We start from the raw sequence: 24,047 nt of genomic DNA on the forward strand, positions 1-24,047 counted from the left end.
GATACAACTTGCAAAATATTTTAAGCAAAAAAGAATAATTATTTATTTTTTACTGTCAAGCAATTTTACTTGACATTATAAAAAAATATGCTATACTATATACATTAATTACGTATGTATTGATAAAATGAAAGGAAATTTAAATGGTTAAAATTAGATTAAAACGTATGGGAAGCAAGTTTAATGCAATTTACAAATTGGTTGCAACAGATTCTCGCTCACCACGTGATGGTAAATTTATTGAAGCTTTAGGACACTACAATCCACACAATAAAGAATTAACAATMAATAAAGAAGCTACTGCAAAATGATTGGCTCAAGGTGCTCAACCTACAATAACAGTTGCAAACTTGTTTAGAACAAACAAATTAACTGAAGAGTTATTAAAAGCAAAAAAATAATGAAAGTCAATTTTCTTACAATTTTTCCAAATTACTTCAAACCTTTAATTGAAGAAAGTGTTATTAAAAAAGCTATTGAAAAAAAACTTATTAATTTTGAAGTTGTTGATTTTAGATTATTCAGTAAAAATAAGCACAATAAAGTTGATGATGAAATTTTTGGTGGTGGTCATGGTTTACTACTACAAATTGAACCAATTGATTTAGCGCTTGATTCATTAAAAGATAGAGGTGGCTACAAAGTATTGGTTAGTCCACAAGGAAAAGTATTTAATCAACAAATTGCAAATGAACTTTCTAAAAAAGAACAAATAACTTTTATCTCTGGCAGATATGAAGGATTTGACGAAAGGATTGTTCAACTTGTTGATGTTGAATTATCTATAGGTGATTTTGTTCTTACTGGTGGTGAATTACCTTCAATGGTAATGGCTGATAGTATTGTAAGGCTGGTTCCTGGTGTAATAAATGAAGATTCATATATGAATGACTCGTTCCAAGGTATTGGATTACTAGACTATCCACAATATACTAGACCAAGAGAATACAAAGGTATGTTAGTACCAGAAGTATTAGTGAATGGAAATCATAAAGAAATTGATGAATGAAAAAATAAAGAGCGATTTAAGAAAACTCTTAAAAATCGCCCAGATATAATAGAAAGGTTAAAAAACAATGAGAAATAAATTATTAGAATTAGTTGAAAAACCACAACTTCGTACTGATTTAGTTGAATTTAATACTGGTGATAACATTAGAGTTCACAACCGTATTAGAGAAGGTGAAAAAGAACGTATTCAAGTTTTCGAAGGTCTTGTTATTTCTAAAAAAGAATCAGGAACAAGATGTACATTTACTGTAAGAAAGCTTTCTTATGGTATCGGTGTTGAAAGAACATATGCACTTAACTCACCACTTATTGCTTCAATCGAAGTAGTTCGTTCAAACAAAGTTAGAAGACAAAAACTTTACTTTATGAGAAATCGTAGTGGTAAAAGCGCTCGTCTTAAAGAACTTAAAAAAGCATAAAAAATTTCCTAAAAAGCCTATTATATAGGCTTTTTTTTAATATAATTGTAGTGATGTAAAAAATCAAAAGTTTAACATTACAATTGACAAATCAAAAATAAAATTCAATAATGAAGTAATAAATAAAATGATACAAGAAATGTTTGAAGAAAATATTGAAATTTCACTTAAACCATAACCAATAATTCACAAATTAATATCAATCATGATAACAAAATTGTAAGTACAATAACAAACTATTATGGTGAAAAATTCGGTAATATCGAGGATGTTTTAAAAGTAAATAACATTGCACAATTTGAAACTACATTGAATGTCAATTTCATAAAAGAGCATATAATAAATAATGAAAATTTAACATTTTATTACAGAGATTTTCAATTACCGATTTTTGAATATAATGTTTTATATAATTTTAAAAATTATAATATTAGACTTTATTTCCAAGAAAACCCTAAATATGTAGCTACTGGTAGAAATAAATATGATAGAACAATTTATGATAAAAATAAATTGTTTCTACAAATAAATAATGAAGTTATAGAACTATTCTATAGTCAAATAAAGAAAAAATAAAAACAAGTAAGCTTTTATATGGCTCACTTGTTTTTATTCGTTTTCTGGTTTAAATACATCAATTAAGTTTTTTAAAAGACATACAACAGTAAGAGGTCCTACTCCCCCAGGTACCGGAGTAATAGCACTTACTTTATCCTTAACTTCTTCGAAATCTACGTCACCGCATAGTTTCTCGCTAAGTTGGGCGTCAAGGTTAGTACCTACATCAATAATTATTGCACCTTCTTTAACGTTTTTTGATTTTATTAATTTTGCTACACCTGCAGCTACTACTAAAATGTCCGAATTTTCAATTCCTTTAATTCCTGTATGTTCATCATATGTAGAAACTTGTGCACCCATTCTTTTTATAATGTGAGCAACAGGTTTACCCACCAAATGACTTCTACCAATAACAGAAACTCTTTTATCTTTAACATCAATGTTGTAATGTTCCATTAATTCTAAAACAGCTCTTGCTGTTGCAGGAACAAAATGTTTTCCAGCTGCATTATATAAATTAAATTCGTTTCTTGTACTTAATCCATCCACATCTTTATGAAATGGGATGGCATCAAGAATAACTTGTTCTGGGATATGGTTTGGTAATGGAAGTTGAACTAATACACCATCTGAATAATCATTAATTGCGTCAAGTTTTTTAAGTAATCTGTCCTGACTTATTTTTTCATCAAATTTATAAAGTTTTGCTTCAATGCCTAAATATTCACTTTTTTCTAGTTTCTTTTGAACGTATTTATTTGAAGCCTCGTTATTTCCAACTTGAATTATTGCAAGTCTTATTTTTCTTGATAAACCTAAATCTTGAACTTCTTTTTTTAATTTTTCAAGTTCTCTTTTCGACAATTCTACACCACTTAATATTTGCATTTCAGTTCCTCCTTATATCCATTTAATTCATTTTCATATTTTTCTAATTTACTTTTTTCTTCTTGTAATTTTTCAGCCGGCGCCTTCTTTACAAAGTTTTCATTTGATAAAATCTTTTTAGATCTATCAACTTCAAAAGTTAATTTTTCAATTAGATTTAATAACCTTTTTTTATTTTCTTGTTTTTGACTTTCATCAATCTTTATAAAGATCTTACCAAAGTCAAAAGTTATTAAAGCATCAGTGTTTTTTTGAATTTCAGAGTATGACAATTTATTAATCGTGCTAATTGCTTTGTCATCTAAATCAAAATCTTTATCTCAATAAATTAGTTCTTTTTTAGAAATATTATTTTCTTCTCTATACTTTCTTAAAGCACTGGTAATGTCAATAACTTTATCTATATAGTCCGTGTTTTTATAAGTAGAAACTTTTGGATATGTATGGTTATAAAGTTTATCATTAAATATATCTTTAAATATCTTATATGTAACAAATGATAAAAATGGATTAACAACAATTAATGTATTTTTAAGAATTAAAAGAGCTTGCTTTTTAGAAGGATTTACTTTTAAAAACTCAACATATCAACCACTTAAATCATTGTATATAAATTTACTTATTTGACTACCAACAAGCGTAAATTCATAATTTTTCATTGACTTATTAATACTTTTAATTAATAGTGATAACTTATTGTTTATTCATTTATCTGCATCTGTTATTTTGTTGTTGTTATCATTTGGGAGTTCATTTATAAAACGACTAATATTTCATAATTTATTACATAAACCTCAAGCTGATTTAATTTTATCTGGAGAATATTTAATATCAAAACCCGGTGTGGTATTGGTTATTAAGAATCATTTAAGAGCATCAGCACCGTATTCATCAATAACATCAATTGGATCAATTCCGTTGTTTAAAGATTTGGACATTTTACGTCCTTGTTCATCTCTTATTAATCCATGTATCAATACATTTTCAAATGGTTTTTGTTTCATAACATCAAGACCAAACATATACATTCTTGCAATTCAAAAGAAAATTAAATCGGATCCAGTTACTAATAAGCTTGTTGGATAATATCTTTTGATCATTTCGTTTTTTTGTGGTCATCCTAAAAAAACAAATGGGCTTAAACCACTAGAGAATCATGTGTCAAGAACATCTTCATCTTGTTTTCAATCTAGTCCAGGACTAGTTGTTTGGACCTTAATTTGATCACCTTTATATCAAACAGGTATTCTGTGTCCTCATCAAATTTGTCTAGAAATTGTTCAATCATGAATATTCGACATTCAATTTTTTAAAATTTTTATAAATCTTGGTGGGTAGAATTTAACCTTATCTTTTGTTCTTAAGTGTTGCAAAATATCTTTTGCAAATGTTTCCATTTTTACAAATCATTGTGGTAAAACCAGTATCTCAATAGGTGTATTACTTCTTTCGCTATAACCTACTTTAGAAATTGTTTTTTCTTCTTTCAAAATAAAATTATTATTTCTTAAGTAATCGGCAATTTCTTTTCTTGCTTTAAATCTTTCTAGACCATTAAAAATACTATCTTTACATTCTATAAATCCATTTTTATTAATTGTTTCAATAACTTCAAGGTTTGCATGTTTTTTAATAATATCAATATCATCTTCAGCGTGAGCCGATAACTTCATTAAACCACTTCCAAATTTAGGATCAACATATTCATCAGATATTATTGGAATTTTTTTATTGGTTAGAGGGTGAATTACAAATTGTCCTAAAAATTTAGAATATCTTTTATCTTTGGGATTAAAAACTATAGCCACATCACTTAATAACGTTTCTGTTCTAACGGTTGCAATTGTAAGATAATCATTTGAGTTTTCTAAAAAATATTTAATGTAATACATTGTTTGTTCAGTTTCTTTATTAACAATTTCAATATTCGAAACTGCAGTCAACAATTTTGTATCCCAATTTACAGCTTTAACGTCTTTGTATATGTAGCCTTTATTATATAAATCAACAAACACTTTTACAACAGCTTCACTTGCATCGTTATCCATTGTAAATCTTTCACGCTCATAATCAAGTGCTAATCCTAATCTAGATCATTGTTCTCTAAATAGATTTGCATAATCTTCTTTTCATTGTCACGTTAATTTTAGAAATTCTTCTCTTCCGATATCATGCTTTGTTAATTTTTTAGTGTTTCACAAATGTTCTTCAATTTTAGATTGTGTAGCAATTCCTGCATGATCCATTCCTGATATTCAAAAAGTATCAAATCCTTTTAATTTTTTATAACGTATTATAGTATCAGGAATTAATGTGTCAAAAGCATGACCTAAATGGAGTTTTCCAGTAACGTTAGGAGGGGGTAATAAAATTGAAAAAGGTTTTTTAGATGTGTCATGTGTACTAAATACTTTTTCAGTTATTCTTCATTCTTGTTCAATGCCTTCTTCAATAAGTTTATGGTTATATGCTTTGTTCATTCTTACCTCCTATTATAATGTTAAATTATAACAAATTTTGTCCAAAAATCGAGTAAAACTTTAAGTGTATAAGGGTAAAAACAAAAATGAAAATTTTTATAAATAATTTAAATTAACTTTATAATCTTATTTATGAAAAATAAATTAAAAATAATCTCTTTTATAGGTATGCCATTGGTTTCTACAATTCTTCCAGCAACCTTTATATCTTGTTCGAATAACAACAAGTCATTAGAAAAGAATCAAGAAAAATATAAAGAAAATATTGCAAAAATTTCTAATAAATCATTTGATGATTTAAGAGGATTTGATGATGCAATGAAAAGAGAGTTAAATCCTGTAATTCAAAACTATAGTGATAACTATGATGCAAACATTAAAAAAATAATGACTATATTATATTTTTTTGAAAAGCAGGATCCTAAATTAACTTCTTTAAAAAATGAATTTATGACTATTGAAAAAGAAACTAAAAATAAAAGTAAATTTGACCGTTTTAGTTTGTTGCTTTCATTTATTAACTTTGTTAGCAAAGGAACTCAACAAGGAGCTATTAAACTTGATGAAAAACATGAAAAGATTTTTTCAGAACTTGTTGAATATAATGATTTGTTTAATTCATATGGTTTATGAATAGAAAACTATTATATTTTTGCACTAGCAAATAAATTGAATAGTGAATATTTAAACGGTAGCAACGGTAATGTAAATACATTTTTAATTAAATATGAAGAAATTTTAAAGAAAGAATTTCCTAAGAAAAAAATAGATCAAGAATCTGCTAATGATAATAAAAATATGGCTATCGAATTTTTAGATAACATATTTCCAAAATTAGAAAAGTTCGATTCTAACAAGTGAAACAAAAATATGGGCTTTGTTGCATATAGAAAATTTGATAACAATAAACTTGAAGATATTTTAGATAATGTAACCGGCGAAAAAATCATGATTAATCCAGAAGTTTCAGAAGAAGAACTATCTAAGTCATACATAAGTCCATCGGGTTGAATATATGTTCCAAATAGTAAAACGAATAAACTTGATACTTTAAGTTTTAATTACGATAATGAAATTAAAACTATTAAAGAAAGAAAGAAAGAATTGGAAGCAAAAATAACTGCAACGCCAAAAGAAGAAGACAAATTAGAATTATTAAGTATAAATTCAGAACTAGAATACTATGAATATACTAATAAATATTTAAAAAATCTAGATTTGGTTGAAGGTTCAAATATTTTAAGTTCTCACTTGAATAAACTTGATTTAAAAGATAAATATGTAATTAAAATCACATCTTCAAGAAACGTAAAAAATGGTGAATTTGTCAAAGTTAATTTCGGTATTAAAAATGTTGGTATTAATAGATCTAAGCAAAAAATTTATACAAAAATAGAATATGCAACAAACAACGGATATATTTACCCAAGTGGATTCGCAAACTTTCCACGTAAGTGAAAATCATTTACTATGAATCCACAAGAAAAACTTACAAATGATATTTACTTAATTGTAGATGCAAAACATTTTAATGATGCTTTTTTAAATGGTGAAAATCCTTCTCAAGCAAGCAAAAAAGATGGTTATTTAAAACTTAACCTAAGCAAAATAGTAGAATTTGTTTAATAGAAAACTAAAAAATATTCTTTGTTGAGCAAAGAATATTTTTTTAATAAACATTTGAATCGTGCTTTATCTTTTCTTTTTTGCCGTCTCCAAGTTCAATTTCTGTTGTTAGTATTTGCATTGTTAATGAATCGCTAGTTAACAACGAACAATCAATTTCTTGAGTTTTAGCAAATTTTTGCTTGTTTGCATTTGCTATAAATACTTCTTTGACTCTTCTTTGTGGAACATAATTCTTTTTGATGTAATCTAAATCATTTAAATTTGTTTGTGTAACATGTAAGTTTTCCTGATAGTTTATTTCTTCGGTATTTAGCAAATTATTAGCATACCTTAAATTAAATTCAGATCAATTTTGGAACTCTTTCATTGTTGAAAAAATATAGTGTCTATCTTCAGGTAAATAAAACGTATCTGCATGTGACCAAGGTAAAAAAGGTTTTGAAAATAGTAGTTGACTCTTCATAATATTATGAGAAATTTTGTTTAAAACATACTTTGTATAAGGATGTAAAGCGGTTTTTAATAAATCTTTTGTAAGCCCAGATTCCACTAAATTATTTTCATATAGTAGATATACATAGTCGAAATATTTAGTCAAAAGTTGTGCATCATTTGAAATAAAAAGATAATTAAAATTATATTGCCTAGAAAGCGAATTAAGAATTTTTAGAAAATCTCTTCTTTCGTTTGTGGTCTTGATATTTGGATCGTCTTGAACAATTAAAACACTTGGATTTAGAAATACAAATTTAACAAGTTTTAATTTTATTTTTTTAATAGGTTCAAGATAAATATATTGAGTTAAGTAATCCTCAAAATCAAGAGATACAGAATGAAAAGCTTCAATAAATCTTATTACACCAATAAATTCTGTTTCGAAATTCTCTTTATAGTTGAAATTTGATGAATCAGAATATCTAAATAGTTTTTTAAGAAATGAATTAGCAAGTGAAAAATTATTAAGTTGTTCTATCAGTTCTCATATTTTATATAGTGAATCATAAACATTTGACTTAGGATCGTTTTTAAATCTTTTTTCAACAAGTTTATCAATATGTTTAATTACATTTTTTATATTTCTTAAATGCGATTTAACGTTTCTAAGCATTATTCTAACTCTGGGGGAAGAATTTTTTTGCGCTTGATTCAATAAGTAAGATTCTTTATTTTCATTCCATTCTTGTTCAGCTCTTAGCATGTTAATTTCTTTTTTGAATTTTTCTTCTTCAACTTGTCTGAAGTGATTTATGATTTTATCAAACTTGTTTGATTTAAGCCCTAAAAGAATTTCTTTTCTATTATTTATTTCTCTTTTTAAGTGCATTTTTTGTTCTTTTGAAAATTGTATATATTGAAAAATATTAACTTCATAAGTTGTTCTAATTTTTTTATTTATTTCATGTACGGATAATCTATTATCTAGTTTGTTGTTTGATAAAAACAACCTTTCTTCTCTTCTAAAACTTTTTTCAATTTGTTTAATTTGATTACTTGTTAGATAAAAAAATTTATTTTTATAATGATTAAAAATATTCATTGAATGTTTTTTTACAAGAAGTTCTTTTCTTAATTCTAAAAATTCAACTTCATCACTTTTAAAAAAAGACATCTTATGTTCAATTGTATTTATAGACTTTTTCATTTTATAAAGAATGAAGCTAGAAATTTTTTTAGATTGTGTTTTGAAAAACTTTTTATACTTTTCAAAAAAACTAATTTCATTTATGATATCTCTAATCTTTAAATCATTTTCAACTTTTAGAGCAGAAGTTTCATTAATCTTATTTAATGTGTTTAGTTGTTTTCTTTTATGTTTTATTTTAGCACTTAAAATTGTTGTACTATCTATTTGAGATGCCTTGCTACATTGCTTATACTTTTCATATATTTCATTATAAAATTCAAAAAATATCATTGAAATCTTCTTTGCTTGATTTGTTATGTTTTGATAACTTTTTATTATTCTTTTATTTATTTCTTCCTCGGTGATGGTGAATGAATTTTTTTCAATATCATTTTTTAATTGATTCAATGATTCTAAAATATTTTTATACTCTTCAGAAATAAATCAAGATTTTGAACCTAAAGTTTTTATAATATCAGCTTTAAACGATCTACTAAAATTATCATTAACATTTTTAAAATCACCTTTATTGAAAGTATGATTTTCAAAATTTTGCTTTATTGAGTTTCATATTTCAAAAAGAGGAATTTCACTTTTGGTTTCGGATAGAACTGCAACATCAAAAAAGGAAACTTTTTTAAAAACCTCTTCTCTTCCGAATGTAATGTTTAAATCATCTTGAATGAAATCTTTATTATATAGTGAAAAAGATGAATGATCATTCATGCTGAAATTTTTTCAAAAATGTTTGAAGAAAAAATCCATTGATTTATCATCAACTAAAATTCCTGTTGTTTGATTAGAATATAATTCCAACAAAGGTATGTTAATATTCTGAACTTCTTTTTTTGACTTTATTCTTTTATAAAAATTTTCAACACTAAATAATTTTTCACTTATACGCATATTATTATTATAGAAAATAAAAGTAAATATTATTTAAGAAGATTAAAAAAAGCAATATATAAATTGCTTAGTATGAAAGGTTTTCATTTTTATAAATTAATGAAGCAATTATGCTATATGAATAGTAAATTATCAACATATTAAATCAAATTTTAACAGGGCTGGTTGCCACATGCGTAAATATTCAAACAAATATATGCTCCGTGTTTCCGGTACCTAATGCATAAGTATCTGCAACAGATAAAAGAGGAACATTAATCATTTCTAAAAGGGCTGAGAAAATAATAATAGGAACAAGAATTAAATATCTACTTGGACTTAATTTAAATCTAGCAACAAAAACAAAGACTAACATAGTTAAGAAACCGGAGATCATAAAAGCCATAAGACCTCAACGATTTTTAATAATACTGCTATTGATATATTTTTGATCAACAACAAAACCGACAAGTATTACCAAGAATATTATTAAAGAAATAATTAATATAGCTGCTGATGTTAAGTTAATGTTTAATAATAAATGATATGAACCAGTTTCAATAAAGTTATTCTTCTTATTGTTAGTAACAATAATTAAATCAGCATATTTTTCAGCTTTTACAAGATCATTTTTATCTAAAGCTTTTTTATATTTTATAGATAAATTAAAAATCTTTGCCTCAAAAGCGTTAATTCTGTACTCTCCACCAAAATAAAATTTTAGGAATTTTAAGAAAAATCAACCTACTATACCTGATACCAATCCATTCATAGCAGTTGCAAGAGTATAAAGCGGATTATAAGCAGAAGGTGGTACAAATAACATAGATAATATATCACTTAAAAAACCCACAAAGAATCCTATTATTGGCCCAAAAATAAATCCGGTTATTTTTACAGGCAAACCTATAAAACTGATTTTTATTGTTGGAATTGATACAATAGGTAAAAGTTGATTTCCAATAATGGTAAAAACTACTGCTATCGCAATTAGAATAGCAACAAATACAATTTTTCTAATTGTTCATTTTGAGAAAATACTTCATGAACTAGTGTTTGGTAATGCAGGAGGTTTTCTTTTCATGTATTAAGTATATATATATTTTTAAATTATTTTTAAATTACTTGTGATATTTCTTATTTGATAAGATACTAAAAGCACGATAAATTTGCTCAGAAAATATCACTCTAAAAAGTTGGTGTGGAAATGTCATGTTGCTAACTTTTATTTTTTTAGTTGAATTAAATTCTTCTTCAATCACACCATCGCTTCCACCAATAATAAAAGTGATATTGTCCTCATTTAATAAACCAGAAAATTCAATACTGTCGTAATTTTTTCCTTGAAGTGAAAAAAGATAAACTGTTGAATTTTTTGGTATTTTTTCCAAAATCATTTCAGTCTCTTTTTGCTTTTTTAAATTTATATTTTCATCTTTACGTTCCTTTAATTCAATAGCATTAAATGATACATAAGAAGGAAGTTTATCTATGTATGTTTTATAAATATCACCGAACTTTTTTTCAAGTGAACCTACACAAATTAAATTAATTTTCATTTTTCCCTTTACCGTTCAAGTAGAAAATTAACATTTGTATATCAGCTGGATTTATGCCACTTATTCTTGAAGCTTGACCTATAGTAAGTGGTAATATTTTTTTTAATTTTATCTTAGCTTCAGTTGCAATATTAGGTACATTATCATAATCAATGTTTGTCGGAATTTTCAACGCTTCTAACTTAATCATTTTTGAAGCTGATTGTTGTTGTTTTTTAATATATCCATCAAGTCTAATGGCTACAACAAGTTCATTTTTAAATTCAAAATCACCCAAAAAATCATTAGCATCAACTTCTGGTCTTGCAATAACTTTTAGCATCGATACACCGTTTGTAATTCCGTATTTTAATGCTAATGGGTCCTTAGAAGATATAAAAACATTTTTTAATTCTTCTATTTTTTTATCTATTTTTTCATATTTATTTTTTATAAAATTGTATTCAGTTTCTGTTAATAAGCCTTGTTCATAGGCATATTTGGATAATCTAATATCACTATTATCATTTCGTAAAAGTAATCTATATTCAGCTCTTGACGTGAGCATTCTATAAGGTTCTTTTGTACCTTTTGTAACTAGATCATCAATTAAAACACCTATGTAAGCTTCATGTCTTTTTAAAATTAATGGTTCTTTACAATCAATTTTAAGTGCAGCATTAATGCCTGCTAACAAACCTTGCGCAGCCGCTTCTTCGTATCCACTTGTACCATTTATTTGTCCTGCACTAAACAAGTTATTTATCTTTTTAGTTTCTAATGAAGCTTTTAAATCTAATGGATCTAGTGCATCATATTCAATTGCATAAGCTCATTTTTGTACCTTTGCATTTTCCAATCCAGGAATAGTTTTTATAAGCTTTTCTTGAATACTAATAGGAAGTGAAGTTGAAAGACCATTTATATAAATTATGCTACCATCTAAAGTTTCAGGTTCAAAGAAAATTTGATGTCTTTCTTTATCTCTAAATCTCATTATTTTATCTTCTATACTAGGACAATATCTAGGTCCGATACCTTCAATTAAACCTGAATACATTCCTGAAAGATGAACATTTTGCTCGATTAGTTCATGTGTTTTTGAATTTGTGTAAGTCAAATAACAAGAAATTTGTTTTGGTAATTTAATGTGTGACCTTGATGAAAAACATAAAAAACTATCATCAAGTTTTTCTTTTTCAACTTTAGAAAAATCAATACTATCTGCATATATTCTTGGAGGAGTACCTGTTTTTAATCTTTGTAAATTAAATCCTATATTTCTTAAAGAATCACTTAATTTATTAGTTGTTTTTTCTCCATCGGGACCAGAATAAGTTATATCAGAACCACGTATAATTCTAGAAGACATATATGTACCAGTTGTAATAACTACAACTTTAGATTTGTAAAAAATTCCATCTTCTGTTTTAATTCCAATTATTGTATTGTTATCTACTACCAATTCAGTAACTATAGCTTCAAAAGCATCAATATACTCATGATTCAAAACAGCTTCTTTAACTAATTTTGAATATTTTTCTTTGTCAATTTGTGCTCTAATAGCTCTTACTGCTGGACCTTTAGATTCATTCAGCATTTTGATTTGTATCATTGCATTGTCGGCGAAAAAACCTTGTTGCCCACCTAAAGCATCAATTTCTCTAGTAATCACTCCTTTAGCAGGACCACCAATCGATGGGTTGCAAGGCATAGTAGCTAATTTATTCAAATTAAAACTAAATAATGCTGTTTTTTTATCTTTGTTAGCCAATGCAAAAGTCGCTTCAATTCCAGCATGACCACCGCCAATGACAATTGCATCATATTCATTTTCTTTATTAATCATAGAATATAATTTTATAAAATTTTTAATTATTTTATATAATTTCAATAACTTAATATATAACTATTAAGTAATATAAAAAAAGAATATTTTTATTTTGAATTTTCTATTAATATTTTAAAATAAAATATAATTAACTAATTAGGAGAAATCAATGAATAAAATTACAAAATATGTTAATGAAAAGAGATTTTACGATGAAAAAGTAGCTCTTCAATATATTGAATATTTAGCGGATTTCATTAAAAATAAAGTAAATGATTCGGGTTTAAAAGGAGCAGTGGTTGGAATAAGTGGTGGGATAGATTCAGCACTTGTTGCAGCATTAGCTAAAAAAGCATTGGGTAAAAATTTAATTGGTGTGGTAATGCCAATTAATGATATGTCTTTTGATTTTGAAGATATTAATGAACTTGAAAAATCACTCGATTTAAAATTCATTAATATTAATTTAAAAGAAACTAATGAAACAATTAACAAAGAATTAAAACTTAATAATTCTTTAGCTAAAGCAAATATAATGCCTCGCTTAAGAATGACAACTCTTTATGCAATAGCACAAGAAAACAATAGTTTAGTTTTAGGAACTGATAACAAAGACGAATTTCATGTAGGATATTTTACAAAATATGGTGATGGTGGTGTAGATCTTCTTCCAATTTGTCACTTAACAAAAGGAGAAGTTAGATACCTTTCTTCATTACTAAATATTCCAAGTCGGATAATTAACAAAAAACCTAGTGCTGGTTTATGGCAAGGTCAAAATGATGAAGATGAAATGGGATTTAATTATGATCAATTAGATTATTATCTTGATTTTATTGAAGAACCTAAAAAAATTAGTAGGACAATACCTGAAAATATAGTTAAAAAAATAGAAAAAATGCATAACACTTCAGAACATAAACGTGTTGGCGCTTATAAACCATTAGATGTAGAAAAATTTAAACAAGGAGAATAAAATGGCAGGACATTCACACTCAGCAAATATAGCACATAGAAAAAATGCACAAGATGCAGCAAGAGGAAAGATATTCCAAAAACTAAGTAAAGAAATTTACGTAGCAGCAACCGGAGCAGGAGGAGCAGATGTAGAAACTAATCCAGCTTTAAAACTTGCAATTGCAAAAGCAAGATCAAAAAATATGCCAAAAGATAACATAGAAAGAGCAATTAATAAAGCTAAAGGAGATAAAAATTCATCAGCTTTTACAGAAATTGTTTTTAACGCAACTGTTCCTGGTGGAATTACTTTTATTGTTACCACTTTAAGTGATAACTTTAATAGAGTAACATCAAATATAGGAGCATATTTCAATAAGCAAAACGCTACTTTAGGAAAAACAGGTCAAGTTCCTTTTACGTTTGATAAAAAAGGAATCATTGAAATTTCTAAAGAGTTAATTGACGAAGAAACTTTGATGTTAGTTGCAATAGAAAATGGAGCAGATGATCTTGAGGTTGAAGAAGATAGTTTTATAGTTTTATGTCAACCAGAAAAATTTAGTGACGTAAAAAACGCTATTGAAGGTCAATTAAATATTAATAACTTTATTCAATGTGAAGTTACATACATTCCAAATACTTATGTAGAAGTATCAAAAGAAAAGCAAGAAAAATTACTAGAATTTGTTGCTAAACTTGAAGATGATGATGATGTTCAAGAAGTTTACCACAATATAGAATTGATAGATTAAAAATGGATTTACAATACATTAAATTTTTAATAGGTAATGATTACTTATCAAAATTCTTATTAGTTATAACATTTTTAGCAATTATATTAGCTATCCCAATTTTAATTTCACTGGCTTTTCCATTGTTTAAAAGCACTCTTTCAAGAAAATGAAAAATTTACTTATACGCCTTTAGCACAGGATTTTTCACAGTTCTTGCTTTATTTGGTTTTATGCGTGAATCTCTTGAAATTTCTTCATTATATTCTGCTAAAACTTTTGGGGCAAATAGCTACAATAAAATTTATTTAGTTAATATAGGAGTTGTGGCTGGTGGTGCATTTATAGGTTTAGTTTTTGCCTTTGGTATTAAGTTTCTTATTTCATATAAAATAAATAAAAAACTTTTACAAAGCAGAAAAATGTCGATTTTTGTTCACCAACATGATGAAGGAACCGATCATGTTCATACTCATGAGCACCCAGATTATGTTTTCAATAGAAATGACTCACTTGAATCTGCTGAAGAAGCACTTACAAAAAAAACAGAGGGAAAATTAAAGTTAATTGCACTACTTTTAATATTAACACACAGACTACCTGAAGGATTTATTTTAGGTTATAATCTCAATTTACTATTTGAAGGTAAGGCAAATGGACTTACTATTGCTTTCATAGTTTCACTTATACTTCATTTAATTCCAGAAGAACTAATATTTTATTATAGGTTAAGAGACGCTGGTTTTGGAAGATGAAAAGCACTAGGGTTTTCAATTGGATTTCTAATGTTATTTTTACCATTTATGTTATTAGGAATTTATTTTGGAAGTTCTATTAATGACCATTGATGATTAAGAGGAATGATGCAATCAACTATTGGTGGTATATTTGTATTTACTGCTCTTGTTGAATTCTTCCCTGAATTTTATCACTACAACCTTGAAAAGAAAAGATGATATAAAGTTATTTTAAGTTTACTAATAGGAATATTATTTAGTATCTTTGTCTTATCATTTCACGTTCACGGTCAAGGAATTTAAAGCCTTTTGGCTTTTTTATTTTTACTTTATGGTTTAATTAAATAATAATATATATAAAATATAATCATAAATTAATAAAAGGAGTTAAAATGAAGCATTACTATCTACATACAAACACAGAATTTTCTTTCTTAAATTCGACAATAAAACTTGAGAAATTATTTAAGTTAGCAAGCGAGAAGGAATATGAATATTTAGCAATGACAGACATAAATAATATGTTTGCCTTAGGTATGTTTTTAAATCTTTCAAAAAAATACAATATCAAACCAATCATTGGTTTTGAACTCCTTCAAGACAATATCTCAGTGATAATAATAGCTAAAAATTATGAAGGTTATATAGAACTTAATAATATAGCTTTTTTAGTTTCAAAAGGCCAAAAAGTAGAATTAGAAAGTCTTGATAGTAATAATGTTTATGTTATTGATCATGAAGAAAATGGATACTTAAAAAACAATTTAGAAGTACCTAAAATTTCGAATTTTTGATATAACTCAAAGACTATTATAAGTGACCAAACAATCTATGCACCAGTTAAAAAAGTATTATTTGAGGATGATAACGAAGCATTAATAGCTCTTCAAACCACAGGAAATAATAAAATCACAAATTCATATTATAATGATTATTTTAATGAAAAAGATTTTATAGGAATTGATAATAAAGTTCTATTAAATGTAAATACGTTAGTTAATTCAATCAACATAATTTTTCCAGATTCAACTCCTAAATTAGCCGAGTTTAAAAATGATTTAACTCCTGAAAAATTATTATACAAACAATGTCTTATTGGTCTTGATATTAATAAAAAAGAGTTTGAAAAATATTCTATTGAAACAGTAATGGAAAGATTAACTTATGAATATAAAACTATTGTTAAATTAGGATTCTGTAGCTATTTTTTAATAATAAAAGATGTGATTGATTTTGCAAAAAATAAAGGCATTTATATAGGACCAGGAAGAGGTTCAGCCGCCGGTTCATTAATTTCATTTTTACTTGGAATTACTAAAATTAATCCGCTTAAATATAATTTACTTTTCGAGAGATTCTTAAATGTTGATAGAGTAACGATGCCTGATATTGATATTGATATTCAAGATGACAGAAGAGATGAAATTGCAAAATATATTGTAGAAAAATATGGGTACGAATATTGTTCATACATTTCAACCTTTCAAAGTATAGGTGCAAAAATGGCTATAAGGGATATTGGTAGGTATTTGCAAATTAATTTAAATATCATTGATTCAATTTCAAAAAGTCTAGATCAAAACGAAACACTTGAAGAAGCTTGTTTAAAAAATAGAGTATTCAAAGCAGAAATTTCAGAATATCCAAAATTGCTTGAATTAGCTAAAAAAATAGAAGGAATTCCAAGACAACATGGAATTCATCCAGCTGGTATTATAATTTCAAACACAAAAATCACCGATATTGCTCCTACATATTCAAACTCAACAAATCTATCGCAAATACAACTACCACTTAATTTCTTAGAGGACTATGGTTTATTAAAAATTGACTTTTTAGGATTAAAAACATTAAGCATAATAAAAGATATCGAAGAAGTAATTCCTAATGAATTAAGATTTGATTACTTATATGATAAAAATGAGAATATTTTTAACGACAAAAAAACCTTTGATGTTTTAAACAGTGGATTAACAGAAGGAATTTTTCAACTTGAAAGTCCTGGTATGAAATCAGCAATTACAAAAGTAAGCATAGATTCTTTCAATGACTTAGTTGCAATTATTTCATTATTTAGACCAGGTCCTATGCAATATATTGATCAATATGCAAATGGTAAAAAAGATCCTAAGACTATAAAAAGAATCCATCCTTATTATGATGAAATAGTTAAAGATACATTTGGAATTATTGTTTATCAAGAGCAAATTATGCAAATCGTTCAAAAAATATCCAGCATGACTTTTTCGCAAGCAGATCTATTAAGAAGAGCAATTTCTAAAAAAGATGAAAAAAAATTAGTTGAAATGAAATCTAGTTTTTTTGAAGGAGGAATTAAAAACAATATCAAAAAAGATGTTCTTGATGAAATTTATGCAAGAATAGAATTATTTGCAGATTACGGATTTAACAAATCTCATGCAGTAGCTTATTCATATATAACTTATAAGATGGCTTACTATAAAACTAATTACAAGAATGTTTTTTATAGAGCTTTAATAAGTAATGCAAACGGAACACATTTGACTATAAACAAGTATGTTAAGGAAGCAAAAAGCGTTGACATTTCAGTTCAATCACCAGATATAAACTTCTCCAAAAAACATGCAGTTGTTATTAATTCAAATTTATATTTACCACTTAATATGATAAAAGGAGTGGGTGGTGTTGCTCTAGAAAAGATTATAAACACACCAAAAGATAATAAAAAATTTTCTTCATTCTTTGAATTATATTTAAAATTAAGAAACTCTGGAGTTGGTGAATCAATCATAAATGCATTGATAAAATCTAATACTTTTAGAACTTATGGAAATGTTAATTCATTGTTAAATTCATTAAGTATTGCTAAAAATTTATATGAAACTTTTAAACTAAAAGTATCAAGACTTAAAATTCAAGATGAAAAAATTGATGATGAATTAGTTTTATTTATTAAAGAAAATAATCTGCTAGATAGAAAAGTTGATATCATCGATAGAGACATAGAAACTGAATCAAAATACGAACTTGAATTATTAGGTAACACTTACAACACTTTTATAACTTCTGATTTAGAAGGTGAAATCAAAATAAAAAACTTTCCAATTGAAACTGAGACATGAATAGTTGTATATGTTAATAGATTAGTTCATGTTGCTAAAAAAAATATTTGAACGGTTGTTTTAAGCGATTCAAGCGACGAAATTGCAATTTTTATTAGCGAAAATGATTATGATAATCGTTTTAAAAATTTAAAGAAAAACACCATAATAAAAGCAAAATTATATAGAAGTATGAAAAATAAATATTACTTAAGAGATTGAAAGGAAAGATAATGAAAAAAGAAAATTTTTTAATCATAGATGGAAACTTGCTAATGTTCCAAAGTTTCTATGCAACATATAATCCATACAACTCTTATGTTATGACTTCTAACAAAGGAGTTACCACTAATGGAACTTTTCAATTTTTTACTACTTTAATAAATTTGCTTGAAGAATTAAAACCAAAATATTTATTCATCGCTTTTGATGCAAAAGGAAAAACTAAAAGACATGAAGAATATCCTGATTACAAAGCTGGAAGGACTAAAGCACCTGAAATAATTTATGAACAATTTGAAAGTGTTAAAAAATTATTAACCTTACTTAAAATAAACCATAACGAAATTGTAGGAGCAGAAGCTGATGATTTAATAGCTACTGTTTCAAAAATTAATGAAGTAAGTAAATATATTTACTCAAAAGATCAGGACCTACTTCAATTAGTAAAAGAAGATATTTCAATAATATATAAAAACCCTGAAACTAAAAAATTTGCAACTGTAAACAAAGATAATTTTTATGATATTTACAATTTTTACCCAAATCAAATTCCTGATTACAAAGCAATCAACGGGGATACAAGCGACAATTTACCCGGTGTAAAGGGTATAGGAAAAATCGGAGCAATAAAACTTTTAGAACAATTTGGAAGTATTCACAATGTTTATGATAACATAGATAAACTAACACTGAAAATGCAGGAAAAATTATTAAACTCAAAGGAAATGTCATTGCTTTGTTATAAATTGGCTTGCTTAAATAATAATGTTAGTGATTTACAACTTGATAAAAATCTATACTTATATAATATAGACATTGAAAATGCTAAAGATTATTTTATTGAACTTGATCTTTTAAGAGTATTTTTAAGATTAGAGAATCTAAAATGATAGCAATCATAGGAAGAATAGCATCTGGAAAAAGTTATTTACTTAACCAAATGAAAAAGCTAGGCTATAAAACTTTTTCATGTGATGAATTTGTTGGCCAGTTATACGAAAAAAGTTCATTTTTTGCAGATCAAATCAGCTTAGAGATTTCATCAAACCTTGTTGTAAATGGTTTTGTTTCTAAAGATAAAGTGAAACAATGACTTTTAGAAGAAAATAGCAATATTTTTAAACTTGAAGATATAATTTATCCAATTATTTTCACTCATTTAGAAACGCATACTTATGATTTTGTAGAAATACCCATTTTATTGACTAAAAAGTGGGATTTTACATCTTTTTTCGATATAACAATAAACGTTGTAATTTCAGAAGAAAAAAGGCAAAAAAACCTATCTATTAGAAATGTGGATAAGTACCAAAGGGATTTTTTAAATCAAAAAAACAAAGAAATAAGTAAAGAAAATGAACTTTTTGGTAAAATTAATATTGTTAATATCTCATATGATAACATTGAAACCATATGTGAAAATATGGAATTTATAAGCCTAATCAAACAATATTTATAAAATTAAGTAAATAGAAACGAAAAGGAGCAAAAAATGAGCGAAAAAGTAATAAGATACCCATATTTTATCATTGAAAAAGATTTACAAATCAATGGTGAAGACATAAGCAACTTAAAAAGACTTTATTTGCCATTTTTAGGCCCAAATCCTATTGTTTTATACGAATATCTAAAAGAATTATCTAATAATGTAACTAAGTATATTTCACCTTATGACTTATCTACTTTATCTTTATATACAGGATTAAGTCAAGATGAGTTAGAAAGAGCGAGAGTTTTATTAGAATCGGTGTCACTTTTATCAACTTACCAAGACGATAATCAAGCTAAAACAATATTTATTTTACAAAAACCATTATTTAATGATGTATTTAAAAAGAATCCGATTTTAAGTGCGCATTTAAAAGCAAAAATTGGTCAAAACAACTTTAATCGTCTTGTTGGAAATTTAAAATCTAACACAAAAAGGGATTACGAAGATATTTCAGCTAGTTATTTTGAAGTTTTTGAAATGAATATTGATAAAGATGAACAAAATCACTTAACAAAAATGTTCATAGAAGCTGGAAGAAGAATAAAAACAGCTGAAGAAAATAGAAATATAGATAAAGAAACTAAAATACAAAATACTCTAAATTTAAATAATAATAAATATACTAATGATTATGAAGCTGCTTTAAACCTGAATAATGTTGATTTTTTTACTCAACTATCTAATCGTATTCCAACAGATGATGAAGTAGATAAAATGAAAATACTTGAATTCAAAGTTAAAGATCTTAAAATCGTTAATATTGCTCTTTTACTTTCATTTTATGCTCAAAATAGAATTAATTTAAAGAGCGCAGAATCATTAATAACGGAATTATCATTAAAAAACATAATTGGTTTATCCGATTCTGAAGCATATCTAGATCACAAATTTGAAAATAGCTCTTCATCATCAATAATTGCATACAAAAAGAAACATTTATTAAAACTATCTTATATAGAAAGCTTAAGAAATGATTAATAAAAACTTAAGTTTTGAATTACTAAAAAATAAAGATGATGTAAATAATATTGATTTTGTTGAAGAAACAATCAATAATTTTAAAAAGTATGATGTTATTAATTATCTACTTAAAAAACATAATGTTTCGGATCAAGAAATTAAAGAAAACTTCGCAAACTTCTTAGAAATGTATAGAAATAATCATTTGCTTTCAAATCAAGTTAAACACTTGTTTTTTGAACGTGATTTTAATAATAAACTAGTTTTTAAGGAAGTTTTTGGATCTAATGAAGCTGCAGAAAAAGAAAAAATCAAACCATTTTTATGGCTTAATGAATTATGAAACATCAATTTTAAGGCTTCTATAGATGATTTTACAGACAAAAAAACAAAAAGAAAAATGATCGAGTACATTGATGCTATTTATCTACCTTTTTTAAGAGAAAAGCAATACATTCCAAATATAAAAGGTATTTATCTTTCTGGAGAGCCTTATTGTGGTAAAACTTATATGTTTCACGCAATGGCTAAAGAAGCTGCAATTCTTAGCAAAAGTGTTGCTGTTATAGAAATAGAAAACTTATATAAACATCTTATTGGAGAGATAAGCAAAAAGCAAAATCAAAATATTAACTCTATAGAAAACAGGCTTAAAAACGTTGACATTTTATTTTTTGATAGATTTGGAAGTGAGAAACAATCAGAATGATTTACTCTAAATTTTATATTAAAAATAATTGATGAAAGGTTCAAAAGTAATAAAATAACATTTTTCGCTAGCGATATTACAATGAAACAACTTTTTGAAAAATACTCAAAAACGTTTCCAAACGAAATATCAAAAACAAAAAGATTACTTATTGGAATAAAAAAATTATGCGAAAAAGAAATAATTATTGAAGGAGAAAAAAATGCTAAATGAAACTAAAAAAATAAAGATCGTTTTAGCTGGAACTCCTGATTTTTCCGTTCCAATTTTTGAAGAAGTTATAAATAATTTTGAAGTTCTAGCAATTATATCTCAGCCAGATAGGCCGAAAAATCGTGGTTATTCTTTAGAAGAAACACCAACAAAAAAACTAGCTAAAAAATATAAGATTAAAATTTACCAACCGAATAAAATTTCTGAAATATATCAAGAACTTTCAAATATGGAGTTTGATTTTTTTCTTACCGCTGCGTTTGGGCAATACATTCCAAACAATGTTTTAGAACTTCCAAAAATAGCTTCTTTGAATATACATGGTTCGCTTTTACCTAAATATAGAGGAGCAGCGCCCATTCAATATAGTTTATTAAACGGTGATACCGAAACGGGAATTTCACTTATTTATATGACTAAAATTATGGATGCAGGAAACATCTTAAAAATTGCTAAATTGCCTATAAACAAGGAAGATACATCAACTACAATGTTTAGTAAAATTTCTAATTTAGCAACCAAAAACATAACAAATTGGCTTTATGATATCTATAATAATAATTTTGATGAAATTATCCAAGATGAAACAAAAGTGATGTTAAGTCCTAAATTATTAAAAGAAGATTCTGAAATAAAAAATAGCGATTCAGTAGAATTCAATTTCAATAAAATAAGGGCTTTTTCTGAAAACCCAGGTGCTTATATAACCAAAAATAATAAGAGAATTAAAATATTCTACGCTACAAAATCACTCATAAAAAATGCTCCAATTATCGATTGTAGCGATGGTTTTTTATATGCTACTGACTATCAATTTGAATCTAAAAAAAGAATAACTATTAAATAATGCAATTATTACCATAATAATATTTTTACTTTATTTTTATGCGTTATATTATTACACTTATCATATATAATATAAAAGTATAATTTTATACACAAATAAATATATTTATTAAACAAATCGAAAGGTTTAAAATGAAAAAAATCGCAATTAACGGATTCGGAAGAATCGGAAGATTAGTTCTTCGTCGTCTATTAGAAACAAAGAACAAAGAACTAGAAGTAGTTGCTGTTAATGATTTAACAGACCCAGTTACACTAGCTCATTTATTAAAATACGATACAGCATTTGGAACACTAAAAGTTGATGTTGAAGCTAAAGAAAATGCTATCGTAGTTAACGGAAAAGAAATTAAAGTTTTTGCAGAAAAAGATCCAGAAGCTTTACCATGAAAAGCTCTTGACATTGACCTTGTTATTGAATGTACAGGTTTCTTTGTTAAAAGAGAAGGAGCAGGAAAACACTTAAAAGCAGGAGCTAAAAAAGTTGTTGTTTCTGCACCTGCAGGAAGTGATGTTAAAACAATCGTTTATAACGTTAACCACAAAACACTTAATGTTAATGATGACATTATTTCTGGTGCTTCATGTACAACAAACTGTTTAGCACCAGTAGTTAAAGTTTTAGTTGATAACTTTGGTTTAGAATCAGGATTTATGACTACAATTCACTCATACACAGGAGATCAAAGATTACAAGATGCTCCTCACCGTGACTTACGTAGAGCTAGAGCTGCTGCTGCTAACATGGTTCCTACATCAACAGGAGCAGCTAAAGCAATTGGTTTAGTTATTCCTGAAGCTGCTGGGGTATTGGATGGTTCAGCAATTCGTGTGCCTACAATTACAGGTTCATTAGTTGACTTAACAGTTAAATTAACAAAACAACCAACAAAAGAAGAATTAAATGCTGCATTTGAAAAAGCTGCAAACTCTTCACTTAAATATGAAACAGCACCAATTGTTTCATCAGACATTATTGGTTCATCATTTGGTTCAATTTTTGACCCTGCTCTAACATCAGTACTAAAATCTAAAGATGGAAACTTATACAAATTATTCTCATGATACGATAATGAAATGTCATATGTTTCGCAATTAGTAAGAACTGTAGATTATTTTGCTAAATTAAAATAATTTAATAATGAAAATCTCTTTGGTTAAACCAATGAGATTTTTAATTTTCTGTTTCAAAAACAAAATACAAATTGTATTAAAAAATACTAAACCA

Annotated in this window: 21 protein-coding genes; 15 read left to right on the forward strand and 6 right to left on the reverse strand. The window is 26.3% G+C overall.

Annotated elements, in window-relative coordinates:
- The first annotated feature begins 143 nt into the window (after nt 1-143).
- The 4 genes from rpsP (at nt 144) to MCRO_RS02780 (ending at nt 2,006) form a co-directional block, all read left to right on the forward strand.
- Nucleotides 144-401, forward strand: a complete 258-nt coding sequence (gene rpsP, locus MCRO_RS02765) for a 30S ribosomal protein S16 (RefSeq protein WP_013054254.1) — start codon at nt 144-146, stop codon at nt 399-401.
- Nucleotides 401-1,087 carry a tRNA (guanosine(37)-N1)-methyltransferase TrmD gene (gene trmD, locus MCRO_RS02770; RefSeq protein WP_013054343.1) on the forward strand — a complete coding sequence of 229 codons (687 nt, stop codon included), beginning with the start codon at nt 401-403 and terminating at the stop codon, nt 1,085-1,087. Before rpsP ends, trmD begins: the two co-directional genes overlap by 1 nt.
- Nucleotides 1,077-1,430, forward strand: coding sequence for a 50S ribosomal protein L19 (rplS, locus tag MCRO_RS02775; RefSeq protein WP_013054398.1), 354 nt, complete (start codon nt 1,077-1,079; stop codon nt 1,428-1,430). The genes trmD and rplS overlap by 11 nt, the downstream gene beginning before the upstream one ends.
- A gap of 309 nt (nt 1,431-1,739) precedes the next feature.
- The gene (locus MCRO_RS02780; RefSeq protein ID WP_013054467.1) at nt 1,740-2,006 is read left to right on the forward strand and encodes a hypothetical protein; all 267 of its coding nucleotides are present in this window, start codon (nt 1,740-1,742) and stop codon (nt 2,004-2,006) included.
- 33 nt (nt 2,007-2,039) lie between these two features.
- On the opposite strand, the gene MCRO_RS02785 is transcribed toward MCRO_RS02780, so the two are convergent.
- Together MCRO_RS02785 and MCRO_RS02790 are read right to left on the reverse strand one after the other, a co-directional pair.
- Nucleotides 2,040-2,879, reverse strand: coding sequence for a bifunctional 5,10-methylenetetrahydrofolate dehydrogenase/5,10-methenyltetrahydrofolate cyclohydrolase (locus tag MCRO_RS02785; protein ID WP_013054584.1), 840 nt, complete (start codon nt 2,877-2,879; stop codon nt 2,040-2,042).
- Nucleotides 2,867-5,359, reverse strand: coding sequence for a valine--tRNA ligase (locus MCRO_RS02790; protein ID WP_013054702.1), 2,493 nt, complete (start codon nt 5,357-5,359; stop codon nt 2,867-2,869). The genes MCRO_RS02785 and MCRO_RS02790 overlap by 13 nt, the downstream gene beginning before the upstream one ends.
- A gap of 132 nt (nt 5,360-5,491) precedes the next feature.
- On the opposite strand from MCRO_RS02790, the gene MCRO_RS02795 reads away from it, so the two are divergent.
- Nucleotides 5,492-6,985, forward strand: coding sequence for a hypothetical protein (locus MCRO_RS02795; protein WP_013054750.1), 1,494 nt, complete (start codon nt 5,492-5,494; stop codon nt 6,983-6,985).
- A 43-nt stretch (nt 6,986-7,028) separates the two neighbouring features.
- Here the strand turns inward: MCRO_RS02795 and MCRO_RS02800 are convergent, their stop codons facing one another.
- From MCRO_RS02800 to mnmG, 4 genes are all read right to left on the reverse strand, one after another.
- Entirely contained in the window at nt 7,029-9,518 is a 2,490-nt protein-coding gene (locus MCRO_RS02800) for an MAG1360 family OppF-related protein (RefSeq protein ID WP_013054738.1), read from the reverse strand.
- Nucleotides 9,519-9,585: 67 nt separating this feature from the next.
- Nucleotides 9,586-10,581: an ECF transporter S component gene (locus tag MCRO_RS02805; protein WP_013054722.1), complete on the reverse strand. Its 996-nt coding sequence runs from the start codon at nt 10,579-10,581 to the stop codon at nt 9,586-9,588.
- Nucleotides 10,582-10,618: 37 nt separating this feature from the next.
- Complete coding sequence (locus MCRO_RS02810; protein WP_013054331.1) at nt 10,619-11,056, reverse strand: 23S rRNA (pseudouridine(1915)-N(3))-methyltransferase RlmH; 438 nt, start codon at nt 11,054-11,056, stop codon at nt 10,619-10,621.
- The gene (gene mnmG, locus MCRO_RS02815) at nt 11,046-12,884 is read right to left on the reverse strand and encodes a tRNA uridine-5-carboxymethylaminomethyl(34) synthesis enzyme MnmG (protein WP_013054169.1); all 1,839 of its coding nucleotides are present in this window, start codon (nt 12,882-12,884) and stop codon (nt 11,046-11,048) included. The genes MCRO_RS02810 and mnmG overlap by 11 nt, the downstream gene beginning before the upstream one ends.
- Nucleotides 12,885-13,035: 151 nt before the next feature.
- On the opposite strand from mnmG, the gene MCRO_RS02820 reads away from it, so the two are divergent.
- The 10 genes from MCRO_RS02820 to gap all read left to right on the forward strand — a co-directional run bounded on the left by MCRO_RS02820 (nt 13,036) and on the right by gap (nt 23,953).
- Nucleotides 13,036-13,842: an NAD+ synthase gene (locus MCRO_RS02820; RefSeq protein ID WP_013054391.1), complete on the forward strand. Its 807-nt coding sequence runs from the start codon at nt 13,036-13,038 to the stop codon at nt 13,840-13,842.
- 1 nt (nt 13,843) lies between these two features.
- Entirely contained in the window at nt 13,844-14,578 is a 735-nt protein-coding gene (locus MCRO_RS02825; protein WP_013054704.1) for a YebC/PmpR family DNA-binding transcriptional regulator, read from the forward strand.
- Nucleotides 14,579-14,580: 2 nt separating this feature from the next.
- On the forward strand, nt 14,581-15,597 hold the full coding sequence (locus MCRO_RS02830) for a ZIP family metal transporter (protein ID WP_013054312.1): 1,017 nt from the start codon (nt 14,581-14,583) through the stop codon (nt 15,595-15,597).
- Between the two features lie 89 nt (nt 15,598-15,686).
- Entirely contained in the window at nt 15,687-18,611 is a 2,925-nt protein-coding gene (locus MCRO_RS02835) for a DNA polymerase III subunit alpha (protein WP_013054435.1), read from the forward strand.
- Nucleotides 18,611-19,492 carry a 5'-3' exonuclease gene (locus MCRO_RS02840; protein WP_013054262.1) on the forward strand — a complete coding sequence of 294 codons (882 nt, stop codon included), beginning with the start codon at nt 18,611-18,613 and terminating at the stop codon, nt 19,490-19,492. Before MCRO_RS02835 ends, MCRO_RS02840 begins: the two co-directional genes overlap by 1 nt.
- A complete protein-coding gene (locus tag MCRO_RS02845) occupies nt 19,486-20,058 on the forward strand; it encodes a dephospho-CoA kinase (protein WP_013054324.1) in 573 nt (190 codons plus the stop codon). The genes MCRO_RS02840 and MCRO_RS02845 overlap by 7 nt, the downstream gene beginning before the upstream one ends.
- A gap of 33 nt (nt 20,059-20,091) precedes the next feature.
- Entirely contained in the window at nt 20,092-21,069 is a 978-nt protein-coding gene (locus MCRO_RS02850) for a hypothetical protein (protein WP_013054440.1), read from the forward strand.
- On the forward strand, nt 21,062-21,979 hold the full coding sequence (locus MCRO_RS02855; protein WP_013054372.1) for an ATP-binding protein: 918 nt from the start codon (nt 21,062-21,064) through the stop codon (nt 21,977-21,979). The genes MCRO_RS02850 and MCRO_RS02855 overlap by 8 nt, the downstream gene beginning before the upstream one ends.
- Complete coding sequence (gene fmt / locus MCRO_RS02860) at nt 21,963-22,820, forward strand: methionyl-tRNA formyltransferase (RefSeq protein ID WP_013054544.1); 858 nt, start codon at nt 21,963-21,965, stop codon at nt 22,818-22,820. The genes MCRO_RS02855 and fmt overlap by 17 nt, the downstream gene beginning before the upstream one ends.
- Before the next feature lie 131 nt (nt 22,821-22,951).
- A complete protein-coding gene (gene gap, locus MCRO_RS02865; RefSeq protein ID WP_013054606.1) occupies nt 22,952-23,953 on the forward strand; it encodes a type I glyceraldehyde-3-phosphate dehydrogenase in 1,002 nt (333 codons plus the stop codon).
- The last annotated feature ends 94 nt before the right edge of the window (nt 23,954-24,047 follow it).

It is taken from the genome of Mycoplasma crocodyli MP145, assembly GCF_000025845.1.
Classification (GTDB): domain Bacteria; phylum Bacillota_I; class Bacilli_A; order Mycoplasmatales; family Metamycoplasmataceae; genus Mycoplasmopsis; species Mycoplasmopsis crocodyli.